Source organism: Mycobacterium sp. NGS16 (genome assembly GCF_059813225.1).
Map to the genome: position 1 here is coordinate 18,819 of NZ_JCALEE010000006.1, position 17,617 is coordinate 36,435.

The 17,617-nt window shown below is 66.6% G+C and carries 13 protein-coding genes and 1 pseudogene; 8 read left to right on the forward strand and 6 right to left on the reverse strand.

The window, feature by feature from the left end; all coding sequences use genetic code 11:
- The first annotated feature begins 205 nt into the window (after window positions 1–205).
- Complete coding sequence (locus AC5Y4Q_RS14775) at window positions 206–1,834, forward strand: hypothetical protein (protein ID WP_131809521.1); 1,629 nt, start codon at window positions 206–208, stop codon at window positions 1,832–1,834.
- 166 nt (window positions 1,835–2,000) lie between these two features.
- Window positions 2,001–3,353: a hypothetical protein gene (locus AC5Y4Q_RS14780; protein ID WP_064920888.1), complete on the forward strand. Its 1,353-nt coding sequence runs from the start codon at window positions 2,001–2,003 to the stop codon at window positions 3,351–3,353.
- Window positions 3,354–3,392: 39 nt separating this feature from the next.
- Here the strand turns inward: AC5Y4Q_RS14780 and AC5Y4Q_RS14785 are convergent, their stop codons facing one another.
- Window positions 3,393–4,463, reverse strand: coding sequence for a PE-PPE domain-containing protein (locus tag AC5Y4Q_RS14785; RefSeq protein ID WP_235663914.1), 1,071 nt, complete (start codon window positions 4,461–4,463; stop codon window positions 3,393–3,395).
- 148 nt (window positions 4,464–4,611) lie between these two features.
- Between AC5Y4Q_RS14785 and AC5Y4Q_RS14790 the strand changes: the two are divergent.
- Window positions 4,612–5,415: pseudogene (locus tag AC5Y4Q_RS14790) on the forward strand (SDR family NAD(P)-dependent oxidoreductase); the annotation flags it as partial.
- A 75-nt stretch (window positions 5,416–5,490) separates the two neighbouring features.
- Window positions 5,491–6,276 carry an alpha/beta hydrolase gene (locus AC5Y4Q_RS14795; RefSeq protein WP_185746561.1) on the forward strand — a complete coding sequence of 262 codons (786 nt, stop codon included), beginning with the start codon at window positions 5,491–5,493 and terminating at the stop codon, window positions 6,274–6,276.
- A 41-nt stretch (window positions 6,277–6,317) separates the two neighbouring features.
- Here AC5Y4Q_RS14795 and AC5Y4Q_RS14800 read toward each other — a convergent pair whose 3' ends face one another.
- The 5 genes from AC5Y4Q_RS14800 to AC5Y4Q_RS14820 form a co-directional block, all read right to left on the reverse strand.
- Entirely contained in the window at window positions 6,318–7,130 is an 813-nt protein-coding gene (locus AC5Y4Q_RS14800; RefSeq protein ID WP_064920946.1) for a phthiotriol/phenolphthiotriol dimycocerosates methyltransferase, read from the reverse strand.
- 70 nt (window positions 7,131–7,200) lie between these two features.
- On the reverse strand, window positions 7,201–8,007 hold the full coding sequence (locus tag AC5Y4Q_RS14805) for an SDR family NAD(P)-dependent oxidoreductase (protein ID WP_234786323.1): 807 nt from the start codon (window positions 8,005–8,007) through the stop codon (window positions 7,201–7,203).
- A 26-nt stretch (window positions 8,008–8,033) separates the two neighbouring features.
- Window positions 8,034–9,401, reverse strand: a complete 1,368-nt coding sequence (locus AC5Y4Q_RS14810) for a cytochrome P450 (RefSeq protein ID WP_234786322.1) — start codon at window positions 9,399–9,401, stop codon at window positions 8,034–8,036.
- A gap of 154 nt (window positions 9,402–9,555) precedes the next feature.
- Window positions 9,556–10,323, reverse strand: a complete 768-nt coding sequence (locus AC5Y4Q_RS14815; protein ID WP_064920945.1) for a phthiotriol/phenolphthiotriol dimycocerosates methyltransferase — start codon at window positions 10,321–10,323, stop codon at window positions 9,556–9,558.
- A gap of 97 nt (window positions 10,324–10,420) precedes the next feature.
- Window positions 10,421–11,506, reverse strand: a complete 1,086-nt coding sequence (locus AC5Y4Q_RS14820; RefSeq protein ID WP_082952534.1) for an AurF N-oxygenase family protein — start codon at window positions 11,504–11,506, stop codon at window positions 10,421–10,423.
- 227 nt (window positions 11,507–11,733) lie between these two features.
- On the opposite strand from AC5Y4Q_RS14820, the gene AC5Y4Q_RS14825 reads away from it, so the two are divergent.
- The 4 genes from AC5Y4Q_RS14825 (at window position 11,734) to AC5Y4Q_RS14840 (ending at window position 17,613) form a co-directional block, all read left to right on the forward strand.
- Entirely contained in the window at window positions 11,734–13,230 is a 1,497-nt protein-coding gene (locus AC5Y4Q_RS14825; RefSeq protein WP_064920885.1) for a flavin-containing monooxygenase, read from the forward strand.
- Window positions 13,231–13,325: 95 nt separating this feature from the next.
- Window positions 13,326–16,400, forward strand: a complete 3,075-nt coding sequence (locus AC5Y4Q_RS14830; RefSeq protein ID WP_419179701.1) for an MMPL/RND family transporter — start codon at window positions 13,326–13,328, stop codon at window positions 16,398–16,400.
- 230 nt (window positions 16,401–16,630) lie between these two features.
- On the forward strand, window positions 16,631–17,113 hold the full coding sequence (locus AC5Y4Q_RS14835; RefSeq protein WP_064920883.1) for a hemerythrin domain-containing protein: 483 nt from the start codon (window positions 16,631–16,633) through the stop codon (window positions 17,111–17,113).
- A 41-nt stretch (window positions 17,114–17,154) separates the two neighbouring features.
- A complete protein-coding gene (locus AC5Y4Q_RS14840; protein ID WP_064920882.1) occupies window positions 17,155–17,613 on the forward strand; it encodes a hemerythrin domain-containing protein in 459 nt (152 codons plus the stop codon).
- Window positions 17,614–17,617 lie beyond the last annotated feature (4 nt).

Sequence of the window (17,617 nt, forward strand, 5' to 3'; positions counted from 1 at the left end):
TAGCAGACCGTGTTCCGCAGGCCGTGTAAATTAACCCGTACTCGCTTAGACACGGAACCGTGACACGGATATGCTGTCACGGTTCGTGGGGACTAAAGGGGGACGTGTGAAGCATGGTGTGACGCGTGGGCGGCGGTACGCAACGGGTGGTAGACACCGCGCGAATTCCGAGCGTCGAGTCGCAACGACAGGTGCGCATCGCGCAATGCCGCAGCGCCGGCACGTGACAGCGGGCGCGGCTTTTGCTGCCGCGAGCGTCGTGGCGATCGCCCCGGTGGCGCCGGTCGCACCGTGGAAGTCCGGCCTGACGGCCGCTGAGCGGGCGGTGCAGCTGGCCGCCGAGGCCTCGATCCTCAACATTCCGTTCAACCTGTTCCAGGACCTCGTCAACATCCCGTACAACGAGGTGTCGGCCACCAACGTGCTGGCCAACTCGTTCTTCTTCACCGGGAACTGGTTCACCCCCAGCGCCACCAACATCTGGGGCGAGGACCCGGGCGACCCGGGCCACTTCATGGCCGTGATGGACTACCTGTTCCCGTTCGCGCCCCAGCTCTCTGGCCTGTACGACCCCACGATCGACCCGGATGCCCTGGCCAACGGCACCGCGGGCTGGGGCCAGCAGTTCGCGATGTTCGCCGCGGCCCTGCTGCCGATCAGCGTGTCGTGTGACTCGATCCAGTGCTACCCGATGTCTCCGGTCGAGCCGATCACCGGGATCACCGGTTTGGACGCGATGCTGAACTTCTTCGCGAAGTTCACCAACTTCCCCAACGACGACAATCAGCTGGACCTGTTCAAGTACTGGCTCAAGGTGCCGATCCAGGACATGCTGAACGGTTACAAGTTCCCGGACAGCCCGTTCAGCGACCCCGACAACCCCACCTCCGGCGGCATCGCCAACCCGGACGCCGGTGTCGGTGAGGGCGGCGCGGTGCCGGGCGGGCCCATGTACGGCGGGAGTCCATGGTCCGGTGAGGCTCAGCCCGGCTTCGGCTACCCGGGCACGCATCCGCTGCTCGACGAAAACGGCGACCCCGTCCTCGACGAGCACGGCAACCAGATCAACCTGATGCCGTGGGCCGGCCTGACCTTCAAGCTGGATCCGTTCGGCCCCATGCAGAAGTGGTTCGACAGCCTGATGCAGCCGGTCGACTGGAGCGTCAACGGCGACGACCCGCTCACCGGCTTCCACTTCGCCAGCTCGGACGACGTCTTCCAGGCCATGAAAGCCCTGATTGCTGGGATGGTCGTCGACTTCAACCCGTACGTTGCGGGCAGTCCAATGTGCCCGGGACTGTGCAATATGCCGCCGGTCTCCCCGCCGTGGGGAGTGACCACCCTGGACCTGGTCAAGTCGATCCAGTCCATCGGCGCCCCCAACCCACTGATCCAGCAGTGGATCGACCTGACCGAGCAGGACGCCGAGAACGCCGTCGGCAATGCCAACGGCGGAACCGACGAGCAGATCCTGGCCGGTATCTCGGCGCTGCAGACCGGTATGTTCACCTTCGACGCGGACACCCACAACAAGATCATCGACGCGCTCGCGGCCATCAACCCCTGGTTGCCGGCCCTGGTCGTCAACGGCGGGATCCTGACCGACCCGGGCCTGCTGGGGCCGTGGCCGATCAACCCGGAGACCGGCTACTACATGCCGCCGACCTGGAACCCCGACCTGCCGCTGGACATGCAGGAGATCGGCGACTACGGCGGCAAGAACTCGCTGCTGGTCTGGGACGACTTCCTGCACGCCCTGGACCCCGAGCACGACAGCGTCTATCTGGGGCTCACCGACCTGTGGGCCGAGATGTCGAGCTGGTTCGGCTTCTAGACCAACAACACAGCAGCCCGGCCGTTTTCGCGGCCGGGCTGCTGGGCTTTTGGGGGCACCGCGCTTATCGGTTGCGCTCAGGAAATTCTTTGGTAGATTGCGTAAGCCGTCTTAGGTCCGGTCATCTCAGACGCGCCTTTTCACCGTCACTGGAGGAATCATCGGGATGGTCGCGGCCCTGCGCAGCTACTCCACCGCTGGGTTGGCGATCACGATGGCGGGACTCATCGCCGTCGCTCCGGCCGCGCCACCGGTGCCCGCTCCGGCCGCCGCGGTTCACCTCGCCGAGCGTCTCAGCGCCGGCGAGTCATTGCTCAACGTTCCGCTGAACCTCTTCCAGGCCCTGGTCAACATTCCGGCGAACGAGATCCACGCGCTGGACACGCTGTCGAAGTCGCTGTTCTACAGCGGGCCGTGGTTCGTGGGCAGCCCGACCAACGTCTGGGGCGAGGACCCGGGCGACCCGGGCCACTTCGAATCGGTCATGCAGTTGCTGGTGCCGTTCCCGGAGCTGTCCGGGGCCGGCCATGAAGGGGACCTGTTCTACCCGGGGCTCGGCCAGCAACTGGCCATGCTGGCGACGGTAGAGATCCCGATGCACCCGATTTGTCAGAGCCTGGACTGCCTGCCGGCTATGCCGGTCAGCCCGATCACCGGCTTCACCTGGATCGACCAAGCCCTCTGGAGCCTGCTGATCATCACCGGTCTGCAGAAATTCCCCCTGATCGAGAACTGGTTCCAGGTCCCGTTCTCGGACATGATGGACGGCAACGCGTACTACTTCGACCCGAACTCGCCCGGCATGGTCAACAGTGGCCTGGCGCACGACGGCTTCTATTGGACGGGCAGCCGCACTCTGGAGGAATTGGGCCTCGACCCGGAGGACTACCCGAACATCGACCCGAAGGCTCCGCTGGTGCCGTGGGCCGGGTCGTCGTACGAGATGAACTTCGAGCAGCCGTTCATCAACTTCTACAACAGCCTGCTGCAGCCGTTCGACCCGGCCAAGTTCGAGCTGCCCGACCCGGTCGAGTTCGGCCGGGTGCTGCAGGCTGTGATCGCGTCGATGCTGGTGGCGTTCAACCCGTTCATCCCGGGCAGCCCGTTCTGCCCCGGGCCCTGCCTGTTGCCCGACCCGGCCGGCGACATCACGGATCCCGACGACTGGAACACGCCCAGCTACTACCTGCTGGTGAAGGCGGTTGGCGACCTGTGGCCGGGCAACCCCGTCATCGACCAGTGGCTGGCCCACTACGACGAGGGCACCGCCAATGTGTCGACCCCGGAGATCATCGACTATGAAGCCTGGCTGTGGCGGCTGGGCACGGTGCTGCTGGACCTGAAGAATCCGCTTCCGCCCGACGCGGTGATCGACACCACCGGCTTCCTGCCCACCGTCGAGCAGATCCACAACTTTTTGGGCGACTATCTGTACAACATCGCCGACAACAGCGGGATCATCGGGCCCTTCGACATCCAAGGGCTCTGGGATGCCGTGTTCGACGTCGCCGCCACCTAGTCGGCCGGCCCGATCCGGGGCCGGCCGACCGGAGGTGTGCTAGGCCCCGATCAGACCGGACAGATCCGGCAGATACGGGTACAGATCCGGCAACTCCGATTCCGGCAGCATGCCCAGATCGACCTGGGCGGCGATCCAGCCCTGCTCGAACCCGAGCTGCAGATTCTGCGCCACGGTGTCCCAGTCGATCGGCGGCATGCTCCACGAAATCGGCGTGACGACATCGGCGGGATCGGTGCGGTCATAGCCCAGGTCGATCAGCACCCGCAGCGCGGGCTGCACCAGGTCGGCCATCGCCGGTCCGAACACCGGGAACGCCCGGATCCCGTCGAGCAGCGGAAGGTTCTGCGTCGGGATGAGATAGTAGTCGGTGTTGACGTCTTCTGAGGTCGGAAGCTCGACCGCGTCGGCGATCGAGCTCGGGTCGAACGTCGTCGGCCAACCGGGCAGCAGGGCCGGGTGCAGGTAGACGTAGCCGGCCATCGCGTTGGCGAGCGCGAGGAAGTTCAGCGGATACTTCGGGAAGTCGGTCGCCCCGCTGTACTCGATCGTGTAGATGTCGGTGTGGTAGATCCCGTCCGGCGGTGTCACCGGCATGCCCGAGCCCTCGAACCGAGTGAAGAACCCGCCGTTGGGGTTGCCGAGGTTTTCCAGCAACACGAAGCTCAGGGTGTCCGGATCCGGCTGCTCACCGGGCGGCAGCGCCAGCAGGTTCAACAGTTCCTGAGTAGCCACCGCGGCACTCATCGAGTAGCCCCAGACGGTGACATTGTCGCCGTTGGCCAAGTGCTCCATGATCGCCTTGTCGATGTCGGCGACGCCCTGGGTCAGGCCCGGACCGTAATCGGTCTCCGGTGTGGTCACCCCGACCGGGGTGTAGCCGGGAAACGTCGGCTGCCCGGGAAACGGGTTCTGGGGGTTGAGGAAATCGGCCATCACCTGGTCGATGTACGAGTCCTTCGGGGTGGGCTGAAGGGCCGATCCCATGATGAGCGCGGTGTCCTCGCCGAGCGCGAATCCCGCGCTGAGCATCGAGGTCATCCCCATCAGGCCGGCGCAGCCCCCCGCTACCAAACCGACCGTCAGCCACCGATAGCTGGAATGCGTCATCAAATCCCCCATTTACGTCAGACACATGACCGTGTCAGCGTACACAGGAACTCGCCCCAGCGCCTGTCGAGGGAAGCCGTCAATTTACCCGAGTGTCAGATATTTGCCAGGGGACGCTCGGCGGGGCACCGGACGATAGGGTAGCCAGGTGGCTTTACCAGCACCCGGTCCCGGCCGCGCGGCCATCGTCACCGGCGCATCGTCGGGGATCGGCGCGGCCGTGGCGCGCGAACTTGCCCGGCGCGGTCACCAGCTTGTCCTGGTGGCGCGCAGCGCCGATCGCCTTCACGCGCTGGCCGCCGAGCTGAGTCCCCGGCCGGTGCACGTGCTGCCGGCCGATCTGTCGCGCCGCACGGAACGGGCCGCCTTGCCGGGCCGGATCGCCCACCTGGGTCTGGTCCCCGACGTCCTGGTCAACAACGCCGGCCTGGCGGTGGTGGGGCTGGCGGCGAACACCGAACCGGAGCGCCAACTCGGCCTGGTCGAGGTCGACGTCGCCGCCGTCGTCGACCTGTGCACCAGGTTCCTGCCGGGCATGGTGGAGCGGGGACGCGGGGCCGTGCTGAATGTGTCGTCGGTGGCGGCGTTTGGGCCGCTGCCCGGGCAGGCAACCTACGGCGCTGCCAAGGCGTTCGTCGCCTCCTACACCGAGAGCCTGCGCAGCGAGTTGCGCGGCACCGGCGTCACCGTCACCGCACTCTGCCCGGGGCCGGTGGACACCGGCCTGGACGTCGCGGCGGGGTTCCGCGAAGGGGAGCGCAAACAGGTGTTGCCGGCGGTGATGTGGAAGTCGGTGGACACGGTGGCCCAGGCAGCGGTCGAGGGTCTGGCCGCCGGGAGGGGACGGGTGACACCGGGGTGGGCGAACCGGTTGCTGGTTGGCGCCTACCGCGTCGTGCCGCACGGTCCGCTGCTACCGTTGCTGGCGCGGCGCACTCCACTGTCGACTCGCAGCTCGGGTAAGGGGAAGACCCGGTTATCGTCGATGTCGGGGGACGGCGGATCGCCGGACAGGGGGAGCAGCGTGGTGCTTGAGGTGATCGACAAGGGCTGTGTCAGCGAAGACCATCCGGTTCCGCTGTTGTTCGTGCACGGGGCCTGGCACGCCGCCTGGTGTTGGAACGAGCATTTCCTCGGGTACTTCGCCGACCACGGTTACCGCGCCCTGGCGGTCAGTTTCCGAGGTCATGGCGCCAGTGGCATCGACAAGCCGCTGCGCGACTGCACCGTCGACGACTACGTCGCCGACATCGCCTCGGTCGCCGACAGCCTGCCGGTCCCGCCGGTGGTGATCGGCCACTCGATGGGCGGGCTGATCGTGCAGAAGTACTTGGAGACCAACACCGCGCCGGCCGGTGTCCTGATGGCGTCTATCCCCCCGCAGGGCAACGTTGGATCCAGCCTGCGCTGGCTGCGGCGCCGGCCGGGACAGGCCGTGAAGATGGCGATCACCGGAAAATCCTTGCGCTACATCAACACCCCGGAGCAGGCGCGGGAGAAGTTCTTCTCCGCGAACACTCCCGAAGACGTCGTCGCCGACTGCGCAGCCCGGCTGCAGGAGGACAGTTCCCGAGTCAGCATTGACTGCCTGGTCCTCAGGCTGCCGCGCCCGGAGCGGGTGACGACGCCGCTGTTGGTGCTGGGCGCAGATCAGGACGGCGCGCACACCCGCAAAGAGGTGGAGGCGACGGCGCGCGCCTACCGCACCGAGGCGGAATTCTTCCCCGACATGGGGCACAACATGATGCTTGAGCCCGGCTGGGAGGCCGTGGCCGAACGCATCCACGGTTGGCTCGGCGACCAAGGTCTGTAAGGGCGGTAGGGGCCCGTGGCGCCGTCGCCGACCGAGGCTGGTCAGTCCTTGGTGAAGCAGTACAGCCGGTAGACGAACTCGCCGTTCTTCAGTGCGCCGTTGAAGGTCCAGTCGGTCGCGGCGCTGGCGAAGCGGGCGAGCCCGCCGTGGTGGGCGATCATGTCCTGCTTGCGGGCCAGGTTCTTCTCGTTGCCGCGCAACACCTCCATGCTGATGTCCTCCTGGGACACCAGCCGCAGTCCGCTGTCGGCCAGCTCGGCGTCCCAGCGGGCCAGCTCGCTGCGGCGGCGGAAGTCGGTGTAGAGGAAGTGCCCGCCCGGCGTCAGCACCCGTGCCGCGCCGGCGAAGAACCGCGCCGGGTGCGGGTAGAGGTGCGATGCCTCGACATGCAGCACCACGTCGAACGACCCGTCCTCGAACGGGAGGTTCTCGGCGTCACCCTGGACGAATTCCATCCCGGGCAGCTGGTGGCGCTCCCGGCAGAACTCGATGGCGGTCTCGTTGAGGTCCAGGCCGGTGTAGGAGGCGGGCTTGAACGTGCGGGCCACATACGACGCGCCGCCGCCGTGACCGCAGCTGACCTCGAGCACCTTCTTGCCGGCCAGATCCGTCTGGGCCGCGGTGCGGTGGTACTGCTGGATGAAGAAGCGGTTGACCTCGTCGGAGGCCTCCAGCGGCACCGCCATCGGCGGGTCTTCCTCGTAGCCGTAGTTCAGGAACAGCCAGTCGTCACCGGAGAGCAGTTTGGTCTGGGTGGCGAATCGCTTGGTCACGAACGAGGTGAACAGCAGGTGGTAGACGAACGGGTTCGTCATAACGCGGTGGGAGACCGGATTGAATATCAGGCGGTTCATCGTGGCCACCGAGGCAGTATGTCACGGACGGTATGTCGCGCCGATGACTGGGTCGGGAGGTCGCCGGGCCTCAGTCGCGTAGTTCGCGCATCAGGATTCGTTCCCACATCCGGTCGGTCACCAGAGTCCGGGCGAGCATGGTGAGCTTGCCGGAGAGCCCGACGACGTAGCGCGGCTTGGGGTTACGCGCCCGAACGACGCGGATCACGGCGCGGGCCACGGCGTCGGCTTCGATCATCACGCCGGGTTTCTCGCTCAGCCGGCGGGTGGTGTCGGCGTAACGACGCTTGAACCCACCGTATGGGTCGTCGGCGGCGTAGGTCGGGTGCGCCTCCTGCTGGGCGGTGACGAACGGTGTCCGCACGCCGGTCGGGTCGAGCAGCACCACGCGTACCCCGAAGCGCGCCACCTCGGCCCGCAGCGCCAGCGACAGCGCCTCCATGCCGTACTTGATCACGTGGTAGCCGCCGGCCCCCGGACTGGCGAAGCGTCCCCCGGTGCTGCCGATATTGACGATGACTCCGGCCCCGCGCTCGCGCATACCGGGCAGTACCGCCTGCGACAAGTGCAGGGCCGCAACGACATTGGTTTCGAAAAGGCTGCGCAGGTCATCCAGCGCCAATTGCTCGAGCGGACACGTCAGCGGAAACCCGGCGCAGTTGACCAGCACGTCCACCCCACCGTGTTCGGTCACGATCTCCGCGACGAGCCGCTCTACGGCGGCCTCGTCGGTGACATCGAGTCCGCGGGCGGACAGTCCCCGCGAAGCAAGGCGTTGCAGCGCCTCGGGATTGCGGCCCACGGCGTAAACGCGATAGCCGGCCGCCTGCAGTCGGTCGGCGGTCGCCTCGCCGATCCCGCTCGTCGCCCCGGTCACGAGCGCTACCGGGCTGGTCGCGCCAGTCATACGGTGTCGACTACCCCGGATTCGTCGTCGATATCCGTGCCGACCCGCTCGCCGGTGCCGGCGAGTACCAATTCGACGGGCAGGTGCTCGAGGCCGCGCATCGTGGCGTTGACCAAGTAGCGGTGCTGCCCGTCCAGCCGGATGGCCTCGACATGGGGGATCAGCTGCGTCAGCACCCGGCTGACTTCGATGCGGGTCAGGTGCGTGCCGAGGCAGTAGTGGGCGCCGCCGCCGAACGCGACGTGATCGGTCGGATTGCGGTCCAAATCGAAGGTGTCGGGGTCGGGGTAGTGCCGCGGGTCCCGGTTGGCGGCCGCATACAGCACCAGCACCCGAGCACCGGCCGGGATGGTGTGCTCACCGACCCGATAGTCGCGGGTCGCGGTCCGGTAGAACCCCTGCACCGGGGAGACCAACCGCAGCTGTTCTTCGATCGCAGCCGGGATGAGCTCAGGGTGCTCGCGTAGCCGGGTGTAGACGTCCGGACGCTGCGCCAGCGTCAGGAACAGGCCCGAGATCAGGTTGGTCGTGGTCTCGCTGCCGGCCCCGACGAGCATCGACGCGGTCCAGAACACCTCGTCGTCGGAGAGCGTGTCGTCCCCGCTGGGCGCGGCCAGCATCGAGATCAGGTCGTCCCCGGGCGCGGCGCGGCGGGCTTTGATCATCGGGTCAAGGCTGCGGTGCATGGCGATGACCGCCTGGCTGGAGCGCATGTTCAACGCCATCCCGCGCAGGGTCAGCGGTGCGAACGCGGCCTCGTTGATGATGTCCGCCCATTCCAGGAACTGGTGGCGGTCTTCCTGCGGTATCGCCAGCATCATCGTGATCAGCCGGTTGGGTAGCGGTTTGGCCAGGTCGGCCACGATCTCGACGCGTCGACGCTGGAGCATCGCAGCGACGAGTTCGTCGGCGGCGCGGTTGATGTTGATCTCCCACGACTTCATCGCGCGGGGGGTGAAGGCCCGCGACACCGACCGGCGCAGCCGGGTGTGCACCGGCGGGTCGGTGGCGTTCATGGTCTGCAGGCGAACCCGGAAACGGGCCTGGCTCTCGGCGGACGACAACGCGTCGTCGTCGCGCAAGGCCTTCCAGACCTCGTCATAGCCGGGGATGATCCAGATGCCACGTTTGCGGCTGTACCAGACCTTCGGCCCGTCCAGCAGCGTGCGGTAGCCCGGATACGGGTCGCGCATCGTCTCCGGCGCGAACGGGTCGAAATCGGTCAGGGGGGCGGTCTCGCGGCCGGTCAGGGCGTAGCGGTAGGCCGTCGCCCGGTCGCGGGCCACCCCGATCAGGCCGTCGGTGCCGATCTTGAGCAGGCTGGCGCGAAAGCGAAGCCGACGCGTCAATTCCCTTTGGTCCATGGCAAAGCCCCTCGTCACGATCGTCAGGTTTGAGCGCGGATGATCGAAGCCACCCTAACCCGCTGTCAGACGCTGAATTAACGGAGTCGATTCAAAAAAGGCCGGAGCGGGGGAACTGCGCCCCCGCTCCGGCGATCTGACAGTTGGGTGGACCTCAGTCCTTGACGAGGTCGAAGATCCGGTAGGTGATCTCGCCACGGTCCAGGTCGCGGTAGAACAGCGAGCCTTCGACCACCGCGAACTCCCGGCCGAAGCGCCGCAGGAAGAACGGCAGCCGCTCGTTGATCAGCTCGTTGGAGCGCGGCGAGTTCGCCGCGAGCCCGCGGACGACCTCCCGGCTGATGTCACGCTCGTTGAGCAGCCGCAGCGGCGGCGTCGCCAGGGTCTGCTGCCAGGACTCGATGTCCTCCTTGGCGCGGAAGTCGGTGTGCAGGAAGTGTCCACCCGGACGCAGCACCCGGCCCACTTCGCTGACGAACCGGGCGAAGTCGGGGTAGATGTGGGAGGCCTCGACGTTGATCACCGCATCGAAGGACTCGTCCGGGAACGGCAGGTTGAGCGCGTCGCCCTGCACGAACTCCAGGCCCGGCACCTGGTGGCGCTTCTGGCAGAAGGCCACCCCGTCGGCGTTGAAGTCCAGACCGGTGTAGGAGGCCGGCTTGAGGGTCCGGGCAATGAAGGAGGCGCCGCCACCGTGGCCGGAGCTGACCTCCAACACCTTCTTGCCGGTCAGATCGATCTGGCTGGCGGTCTGGTGGTAGAGCTGGATGGAGTAGCGGTTGGGCTCGTCGGCCTCATCCAGCTTCAGGCCCAGCGGCGGGTCCTGCTCGTAACCCCAGTTGAGGAAGACGACGTCGTCGTGCCCCATCCGCCGGGTCATGTACGGGTACCAGTATTTAAAGGCCTTCTTGTACAGCGGCATCGCCGAGATCCGGTAGACCAGATCGGCACCGACTTTTTCCAAGGTCTGAGATGGGGAACGCACCATACCGAAAGTATGGCACAGCCGGGGACGTGCTTTAGACCCCGGTAACGTGCGCCGGCACCGGTACCCGCTGCGGTTCGCCACGGTAGCGCGACGGGGGCCCGTCGATCTTGCAGATACGCCACATCAGCCGGCCGGCGGGCGTCATCAGGCCGATGTCGTTGCACAGCATCCGGATGTCGGCGAACGTGTCCTGCAGTTCCTGCCGGGACTGCGGGGTCCCGTGCACCAGCTGCTTGCGCACCGCACGCGGCACCTGGAACTGCCGGAAGAAGCTGCGCGGCGGCACCACCATCGGCTTGGCGAGCAGACGCATGACGAACGGCACGTACACCGACATCCACAGCCGGTTGATCCGCCACACCTTCGGGACGCGCTTACGCAGGTAGGCGTCGGCGAACGAGATGTGGCGGGCCTCCTCGGCGATGTGGATGGCCATCACCTTCTCCACCACGGGATGCCCGGAGCCGGCCTCGCGCAAGGCGTTGGTCTGCAGCACGTCGACGGGCACCTCGCCGGCCAGCACGCCGAAGAAGAACACGTTGGGGAACGGTCCGGCGTACAACGGCATCAGCGGGGACAGCCAGCGCATCCACCACTGCATCCCGGGAACGTCGAACCCGATGCGGTTCACCAGTTCCTGAAACATCAGGACGTGGTTGCACTCCTCGACCGACTCGTGCATGCAGTAGCGGTGTTCGGGGGAGCCGTTGGGCACCCGGGACGCGTACTGGACCAGCCCGCGGATCAGCATGCTTTCGAACTGCAGGGTGACTTTGGCGATGTTGGCCTGCCGCCACATCCCGATCGCGATCTGCTTGTCCAGCGGCTGGCTGCGGTACCAGTCGGTGCGTGCCAGTGCGTCGTCCTTGAGCACCCAGCGCGGATCGTCGGCCGTGATGGCGTATTCCGGGGCGTCCCAGTCGATATCGGTGAACGGATCGAAGCGGCGCCGTACCGAGCTCTCCGAGAGATTGGCCAGTGTCGCGGTGTACTGAGGGTCGTCGGCGACATCCATATTGCGGCGGTAGCGCGCGACGGCACGAGCGACGGTGGCCAACACCAAGCCGGCGATCCCCAGGCTGCCCAGCAGCCCGAAGACGTCGATCCAGATCGGCATTTCGAACACTCCCGTCGTTGGGCTGCGCGCGAGGGATCCGCGGCTAGGCCGAAGCTTACCGCCGAGATTGGCAGAACACTAAGACCCGTCGCGCCGACGTGGTGTGATTGCGGCCATCTCGCGACCGCGCAGCGCCCGTTACTTTACCTCCGGTTGCGGGTGTCCGCAGTTCGACTGACCTGCGCGCACAGCGCCGAGACCCGGCATTGCGGTAGCGTATTCACCTTATGGGGACCCAGCAGTACCAGCACTACGAGGCCATCATCGTGGGCGCGGGCTTCGGCGGAATCGGCGCGGCGATCCAACTGCGCAGGCTGGGCTATCAGAACATCCTGATCGTCGACCGCGAGGACGGTCTCGGCGGCACCTGGCGGGTCAACCACTACCCGGGCCTGTCGGTGGATCAGCCCTCGACCACCTATTCCTATTGGTTCGAACCCAACCCGTACTGGTCGCGGCTGTTCGCGCCCGGCCATGAGGTGCAGGCCTATGCCGAGCACGTCGCGGACAAGTACGACGTGCGCCGCTTCATGCGCTTCAACACCTGCGTCGACGGCGCCCAGTGGGACGAGGACACCAAGGTGTGGCGGGTGGCCCTGGCCGGCGGCGAGACGCTGACCGCGCAGTTCCTCATCGTCGCCACCGGCTTTTTGTGCCAGCCGAAGACGCCGGACATCCCCGGCATCGAGACCTTCGCCGGGCGCATCATCCACACCGCGGCCTGGGACCACGAGTACTCGCTGGCCGGGCGCCGCGCGGCGATCATCGGGACCGGCTCCACCGGGATCCAGGTCATTCCCGAGCTGGCCAAGCAGGTCGCCGAGCTGACGGTCTACCAGCGCACCCCGATTCTGGTGACACCCAAGTCCGACGTGGTGTTCCCGCCGGTGGTGCAGGCGATGTTCGCCCGGATGCCGTTCACCCAGCGCATCGTGCGGTGGATCACCGACAACCTCACCGACTTCATGATGGTCCTGACCATGTGGCGCTACCGGCGGTTCAAGTTTCTCAACAAGGCGATGGCGGCCCAATCCGCCCTGCACCGGTTGCTGTCGGTGCGGGACCGCGAACTGGCCCGCAAGATGCGGCCTGACTTCGACTTCGGCTGCAAGCGCCCGACGATCTCCAACGATTACTACCCGACGTTCACCAAGCCGCATGTGCACCTGGAAACCGCCGGGATCGAGCGGATCGAACCGGACGGCATCGTCGCGTGCGACGGCACCAAGCGCGAGATCGACACCCTGGTGCTGGCGACCGGCTTCGACGTCTGGGAGGGCAACCTGCCGGCGATCGAGGTGGTCGGTCGCGGCGGCCGCAACCTGGGTAAGTGGTGGCGGGAGACCCGCTTCCAGGCCTACCAGGGCATGACCGCACCCCAGTTCCCGAACTTCATCAACATGGCCAGCCCGTTCGCCTGGGTCGGCCTGTCCTGGTTCAACACCGTGGAGTACCAGATGCGGCACATGAACCGGTTGTTCGGCGAGCTGCAGCGGCGCCAGGCGCGCACCTTCGAGGTCACCGAAGAGGCCAACGCCCGCTTCTACGACCGGATGATGAGCCTGCTGGACAGCTCGGTGTTCCACCTCGGCAACTGCGCGACGTCGAATTCCTATTGGTTCAACCACCACACCGGGGAAGCCCCGCTCTTCCGGCCCACCTCGGTGCGCACCGCGGTCAAGGAGCAGGATCACTTCCCGCTGTCGGACTACTTGATCGGGTAGCTTTCACTGCCCCGGTCGGCGAACCAGGGGTTACAGTGATCGCTTGGGGGAAATCGTCTGGTGAGGGGCCTTGGAAAGTGACGAGAACGCACCACCTGAGCCTTAGCCGGCTGTCTGCAGCGGGAGTGGTCCGTAAGTTTGCGCTACCGATCATTCTCGGTTGGGTGGCGATCACGCTTCTGGTCAGCGTCGCTGTTCCACCGCTGGAGCAGGTCGCCAAGGACCACCCGGTGTCGTTGAGCGCCAAGGACGCGCCGTCGATTCAGGCGATGGCCCGGCTGGGGCACGACTTCCAGGAGTCGAACACCGACAGTGCGGCGATGATCGTCATCGAAGGTGACGAGCCGCTCGGCGACGCCGCCCACCACTACTACAACGAGCTGATCGCCCAGCTCAACGCGGACACCACGCACATCCAGCACATCCAGGACTTCTGGGGAGACCCGCTGACCGCGGGCGGCGCCCAAAGCCCCGACGGCAAGGCGGCCCTGGTCCAGCTGAATCTCGCCGGCAACCAGGGCGAGGCGCTGGCCAACGACTCCGTCGAAGCGGTCCGCGACATCGTGCACCGCACCCCCGCGCCGCCGGGCGTGCGGGCTTACGTCACCGGTCCCGCGCCGATGGTCACCGACATGAACACCAGCGGTGACCGCGCGGTGCTGAAGATCCTGGTGGCCACCGTCTCGGTGATCTCGCTGATGCTGTTGCTGTTGTACCGCTCGGTCAGCACGGTCGCCCTGCTGCTGGCGGTCGTGGGTATCGAGCTGGCGGCGGCGCGCGGCATCGTCGCCTTCCTAGGCCACAACGGCTGGATCGGACTGTCCACCTTCGCGATCAACATCCTGGTCACGTTGGCGATCGCCGCCGGCACCGATTACGGCATCTTCTTCATCGGCCGCTACCACGAGGCCCGGCATGCCGGCGAGGATCCGGAAACGGCCTACTTCACCACCTACCGCGGGGTCGCCCATGTGGTGCTGGCGTCCGGCCTGACCATCGCCGGCGCCACGTTCTGCCTGAGTTTCACCCGGCTGCCGGTCTTCCAGACGATGGGCATCCCGTGCGCGGTCGGCATGCTGGTCGCGGTGGCGATCGCGCTGACGCTGGTCCCGGCGGTGCTGGCGGTCGCCAGCCGCTTCGGCCTCCTGGAACCGCGGCGCAAGATGTCGGATCGCGGCTGGCGCAAGGTGGGCACGGCGATCGTGCGCTGGCCCGGGCCGATCTTCGTGGCCGCCTGCTCGGTTGCGCTCATCGGGCTGCTGGCGCTGCCCGGCTACAAGGTCAGCTACAAGGACCCGTCGTTCATCCCGGCCGACACCCCGGCCAACCTCGGTTGGGCGGCCGCGGCGCGGCACTTCCCGGAATCGCGGCTGCTGCCCGAGGTGTTGCTGATCGAGTCCGATCACGACATGCGCAACTCGGCGGACTTCCTGGTGCTCAACAAGCTGGCCAAGAGCGTCTTCGCGGTCGAGGGGGTCGCCCTGGTGCAAGGGGTGACCCGGCCCGAGGGCACCCCGCTGGGGCACACCTCGATCCCGTTCCTGCTCAGCATGCAAAGCGCCGGGCAGATGCAGAACCTGGACTTCATGAAGAATCGGGTCGCCGACATGCGCAAGCAGGCCGACGATCTCGAGGGCACCATCGCCTCGCTGCAACGGATGTATGCCCTCATGCAGCAGCTGGGCACCAACACCCATGAGGCGACCGGTGTTTCGCGTGAGGCGATGGATCTGGCCAACCAGATGCGCAGCCATATGGCCGATTTCAACGAGTCCTCCAAGTTGCTGCGCGAATCCGTTGACGGGCAACCGGATTGCCGTCAAGATCCGACCTGCATGTCGCTTCGGTCGGCCTATGCCTCGATGGACGGCGCCACCCAACTCACGGAGAAACTCAACGAGTTGGCGCCGGTGATGAACAACGTCGACGTGGTGACGCCGCAGCTGCTGGAGATGATGCCGGCGCAGATCGCCGCGCTGCGCAGCCTGCAGACCATGATGCTGACACTGCACAGCACCATGTCCGGGATCATGGCGCAGGTCGAGGAGGTCGGCGGGGATTCGGCCGCGATGGGCCAGGACTTCGACGCGGCCAAGAGCGACGACTCGTTCTACCTGCCGCGGGAGGCATTCGACAACCCCGACTTCAAACGCGTGATCGGACTGTTCCTCTCGCCGGACGGCCACGCGGCGCGCTTCTTCATCACCCACGACGGCTATCCGGCGACGCCGGAAGGCATGGCGCGGGTGAACGCGATCAAGAAGGCCGCGACCGAATCCCTCAAGGGCACGCCGCTGTCGACGGCCAAGGTCTACGTGGCCGGCACCGCCGCACTCTTCAACGATCTGCAGGGCATCGCTGACTACGACTTGCTGATCGCCGGGATCACTTCGCTGGCAATCATTTTCATCATCATGCTGCTGATCACGCGCAGCTTCATCGCCTCCTTGGTGATCGTCGGGACCGTGCTGGCCTCGCTGGGGGCGTCGGTGGGGCTGTCGGTGTTGGCGTGGCAGTACATCTTCGGCATCCACCTGCACTGGCTGGTGATGGTGATGTCGGTCATCATCCTGCTGGCGGTGGGCTGTGACTACAACCTGCTGCTGGTCGCCCGATTCAAGGAGGAGCTCGGCGCCGGGATCAAGACCGGCATCATCCGGGCGATGGGCGGCACCGGCAAGGTCGTCACCGCCGCCGGATTGGTCTTCGCCTTCACGATGGCGTCCATGCTGGTCAGCGACCTGCGGGTGGTGGGCCAGGTGGGTACCACGATCGGTCTCGGCCTGCTGTTCGACACCCTGATCGTGCGCTCGTTCATGATGCCGTCGGTGGCTGCGCTGCTGGGCCGGTGGTTCTGGTGGCCGCTGAATGTGCGTGAGCATCCGGCGCGGGCATCGCAGGCGGCCCAGCCGGCCACCGCCGCGGCCGGCGACGACGCCGAGGACCACGACGACGCCGTCAACGCCGACGCCGAGGACGACGCCGATAACGCTGCCGACGAGGTGGCTGTGGCGTCGGGTGAGCCGGCCGACGAGCATGACCGGACATTCGAGGACATGGTGGCCACGGCCTTCCCCGAACTGTCCGGACTGCCCCCGACGCCCGCCGAGGATCGCCCCACCGAGGTGCTGGCGGCCATGCAGCCGCCTGAAGAAGAGACCGAACGCTAAGCGGTGCCGATCGGCGCTGGTCGGCACGCCGCCCCGTGGACTAACATTTAGCCAAGTCCTGATTGTAAAAAATATCCTGCGGTTTCCGGCTCGATCTCAGGCGGCGTCCGCACCAAGGAGGCGGCAGATGAGCATCGCGGATCGCACCATGACGACGACCTGGGCGCCGCCGCCGGCACCCGGCGCCGAGATCAGCCCTTGCGCCGCGCAGGTCTGGGCGGAGCGGCAACATGCCTGACGAAAGCCTTTCGGCCGCACTGGAACGCGAGCATCAGGAGATCGATGCCGGGATCAGAGCGTTTCTGGACAAGCTGGACGCCGGCAGCGTGGACGCCGACGCCCTCCGCGAGACACTGGCGGCGCTGCGGCGCCACATTTACCTGGAGGAAGAGCTCCTGTTCCCGCCGATCAGCACGGGCGCCCAGATGATGTCGGTGTTCGGGATGATCCGCGGCCACGGTGAGATCTGGCGCACCATGGACACACTCGATGAGCTGGCCGGCGGGCCAGGCGGACCGGTCGAGCAGGACGCATTGCGCGAAGCCTGCCAACGCCTTTCGGCACTGCTGATCGACCACAACAAGGTGGAAGAGCCGGTGATCTACCCGGCCGCTGACACCGGCCTGGCGCCGGAGCAGGCCGCCGAACTGGCCGGGTTCATCGCATCGGGCCGGATGCCCGACGGCTGGGTCTGCGCGAAAGCCGGGGCGTGAATCAGGATTGGAGAACGCTTGTGTCCGTTGACAACCCAGACATGTCCCCGTCGGCTGTGTTGGAGCGGGAGCATCAAGAACTCGACGCCCGCCTGGAGGCGTTCCTGAACGGACTCATCGGCGGCCGAGTGGACGCCGACGGGCTGAACGCCGCTCTGGAAGGGCTGCGCCGGCACATCTACCTCGAGGAACGGATCCTGTTCCCGCCGATCCGGCACGCCGGCATGGCGATTCCGGTCGCGGTGATGATGACCGAGCACGGCGAGATCTGGCGCACCATGGATGCGCTGGCCGCACTGGTGGTCAACGGTGACACCGAGCGCATGGGCGCGATCTGCCGTCTGCTGCTCGATCAGCTCGCGGTACACAACTCCAAGGAGGAGCAGGTCATCTACCGGGCAGCCGACACCGGGCTGGAACCCGACCAGGCCGCAGCGCTGACCGACTTCATCGAGACCGGCCTGATGCCCGATTGCTGGGAGTGCCGGGAGGCGCGCTAGAGAC

Bases quoted from the DNA above. Each gene is read 5' to 3' on its own strand.
- AC5Y4Q_RS14775 (WP_131809521.1), top strand. From the start codon at position 206: ATGCCGCAGCGCCGGCACGTGACAGCGGGCGCGGCTTTTGCTGCCGCG.
- AC5Y4Q_RS14780 (WP_064920888.1), top strand. From the start codon at position 2,001: ATGGTCGCGGCCCTGCGCAGCTACTCCACCGCTGGGTTGGCGATCACG.
- AC5Y4Q_RS14785 (WP_235663914.1), bottom strand. From the start codon at position 4,463: ATGACGCATTCCAGCTATCGGTGGCTGACGGTCGGTTTGGTAGCGGGG.
- AC5Y4Q_RS14800 (WP_064920946.1), bottom strand. From the start codon at position 7,130: ATGAACCGCCTGATATTCAATCCGGTCTCCCACCGCGTTATGACGAAC.
- AC5Y4Q_RS14810 (WP_234786322.1), bottom strand. From the start codon at position 9,401: ATGGACCAAAGGGAATTGACGCGTCGGCTTCGCTTTCGCGCCAGCCTG.
- AC5Y4Q_RS14815 (WP_064920945.1), bottom strand. From the start codon at position 10,323: ATGCCGCTGTACAAGAAGGCCTTTAAATACTGGTACCCGTACATGACC.
- AC5Y4Q_RS14820 (WP_082952534.1), bottom strand. From the start codon at position 11,506: ATGCCGATCTGGATCGACGTCTTCGGGCTGCTGGGCAGCCTGGGGATC.
- AC5Y4Q_RS14825 (WP_064920885.1), top strand. From the start codon at position 11,734: ATGGGGACCCAGCAGTACCAGCACTACGAGGCCATCATCGTGGGCGCG.
- AC5Y4Q_RS14835 (WP_064920883.1), top strand. From the start codon at position 16,631: ATGCCTGACGAAAGCCTTTCGGCCGCACTGGAACGCGAGCATCAGGAG.
- AC5Y4Q_RS14840 (WP_064920882.1), top strand. From the start codon at position 17,155: ATGTCCCCGTCGGCTGTGTTGGAGCGGGAGCATCAAGAACTCGACGCC.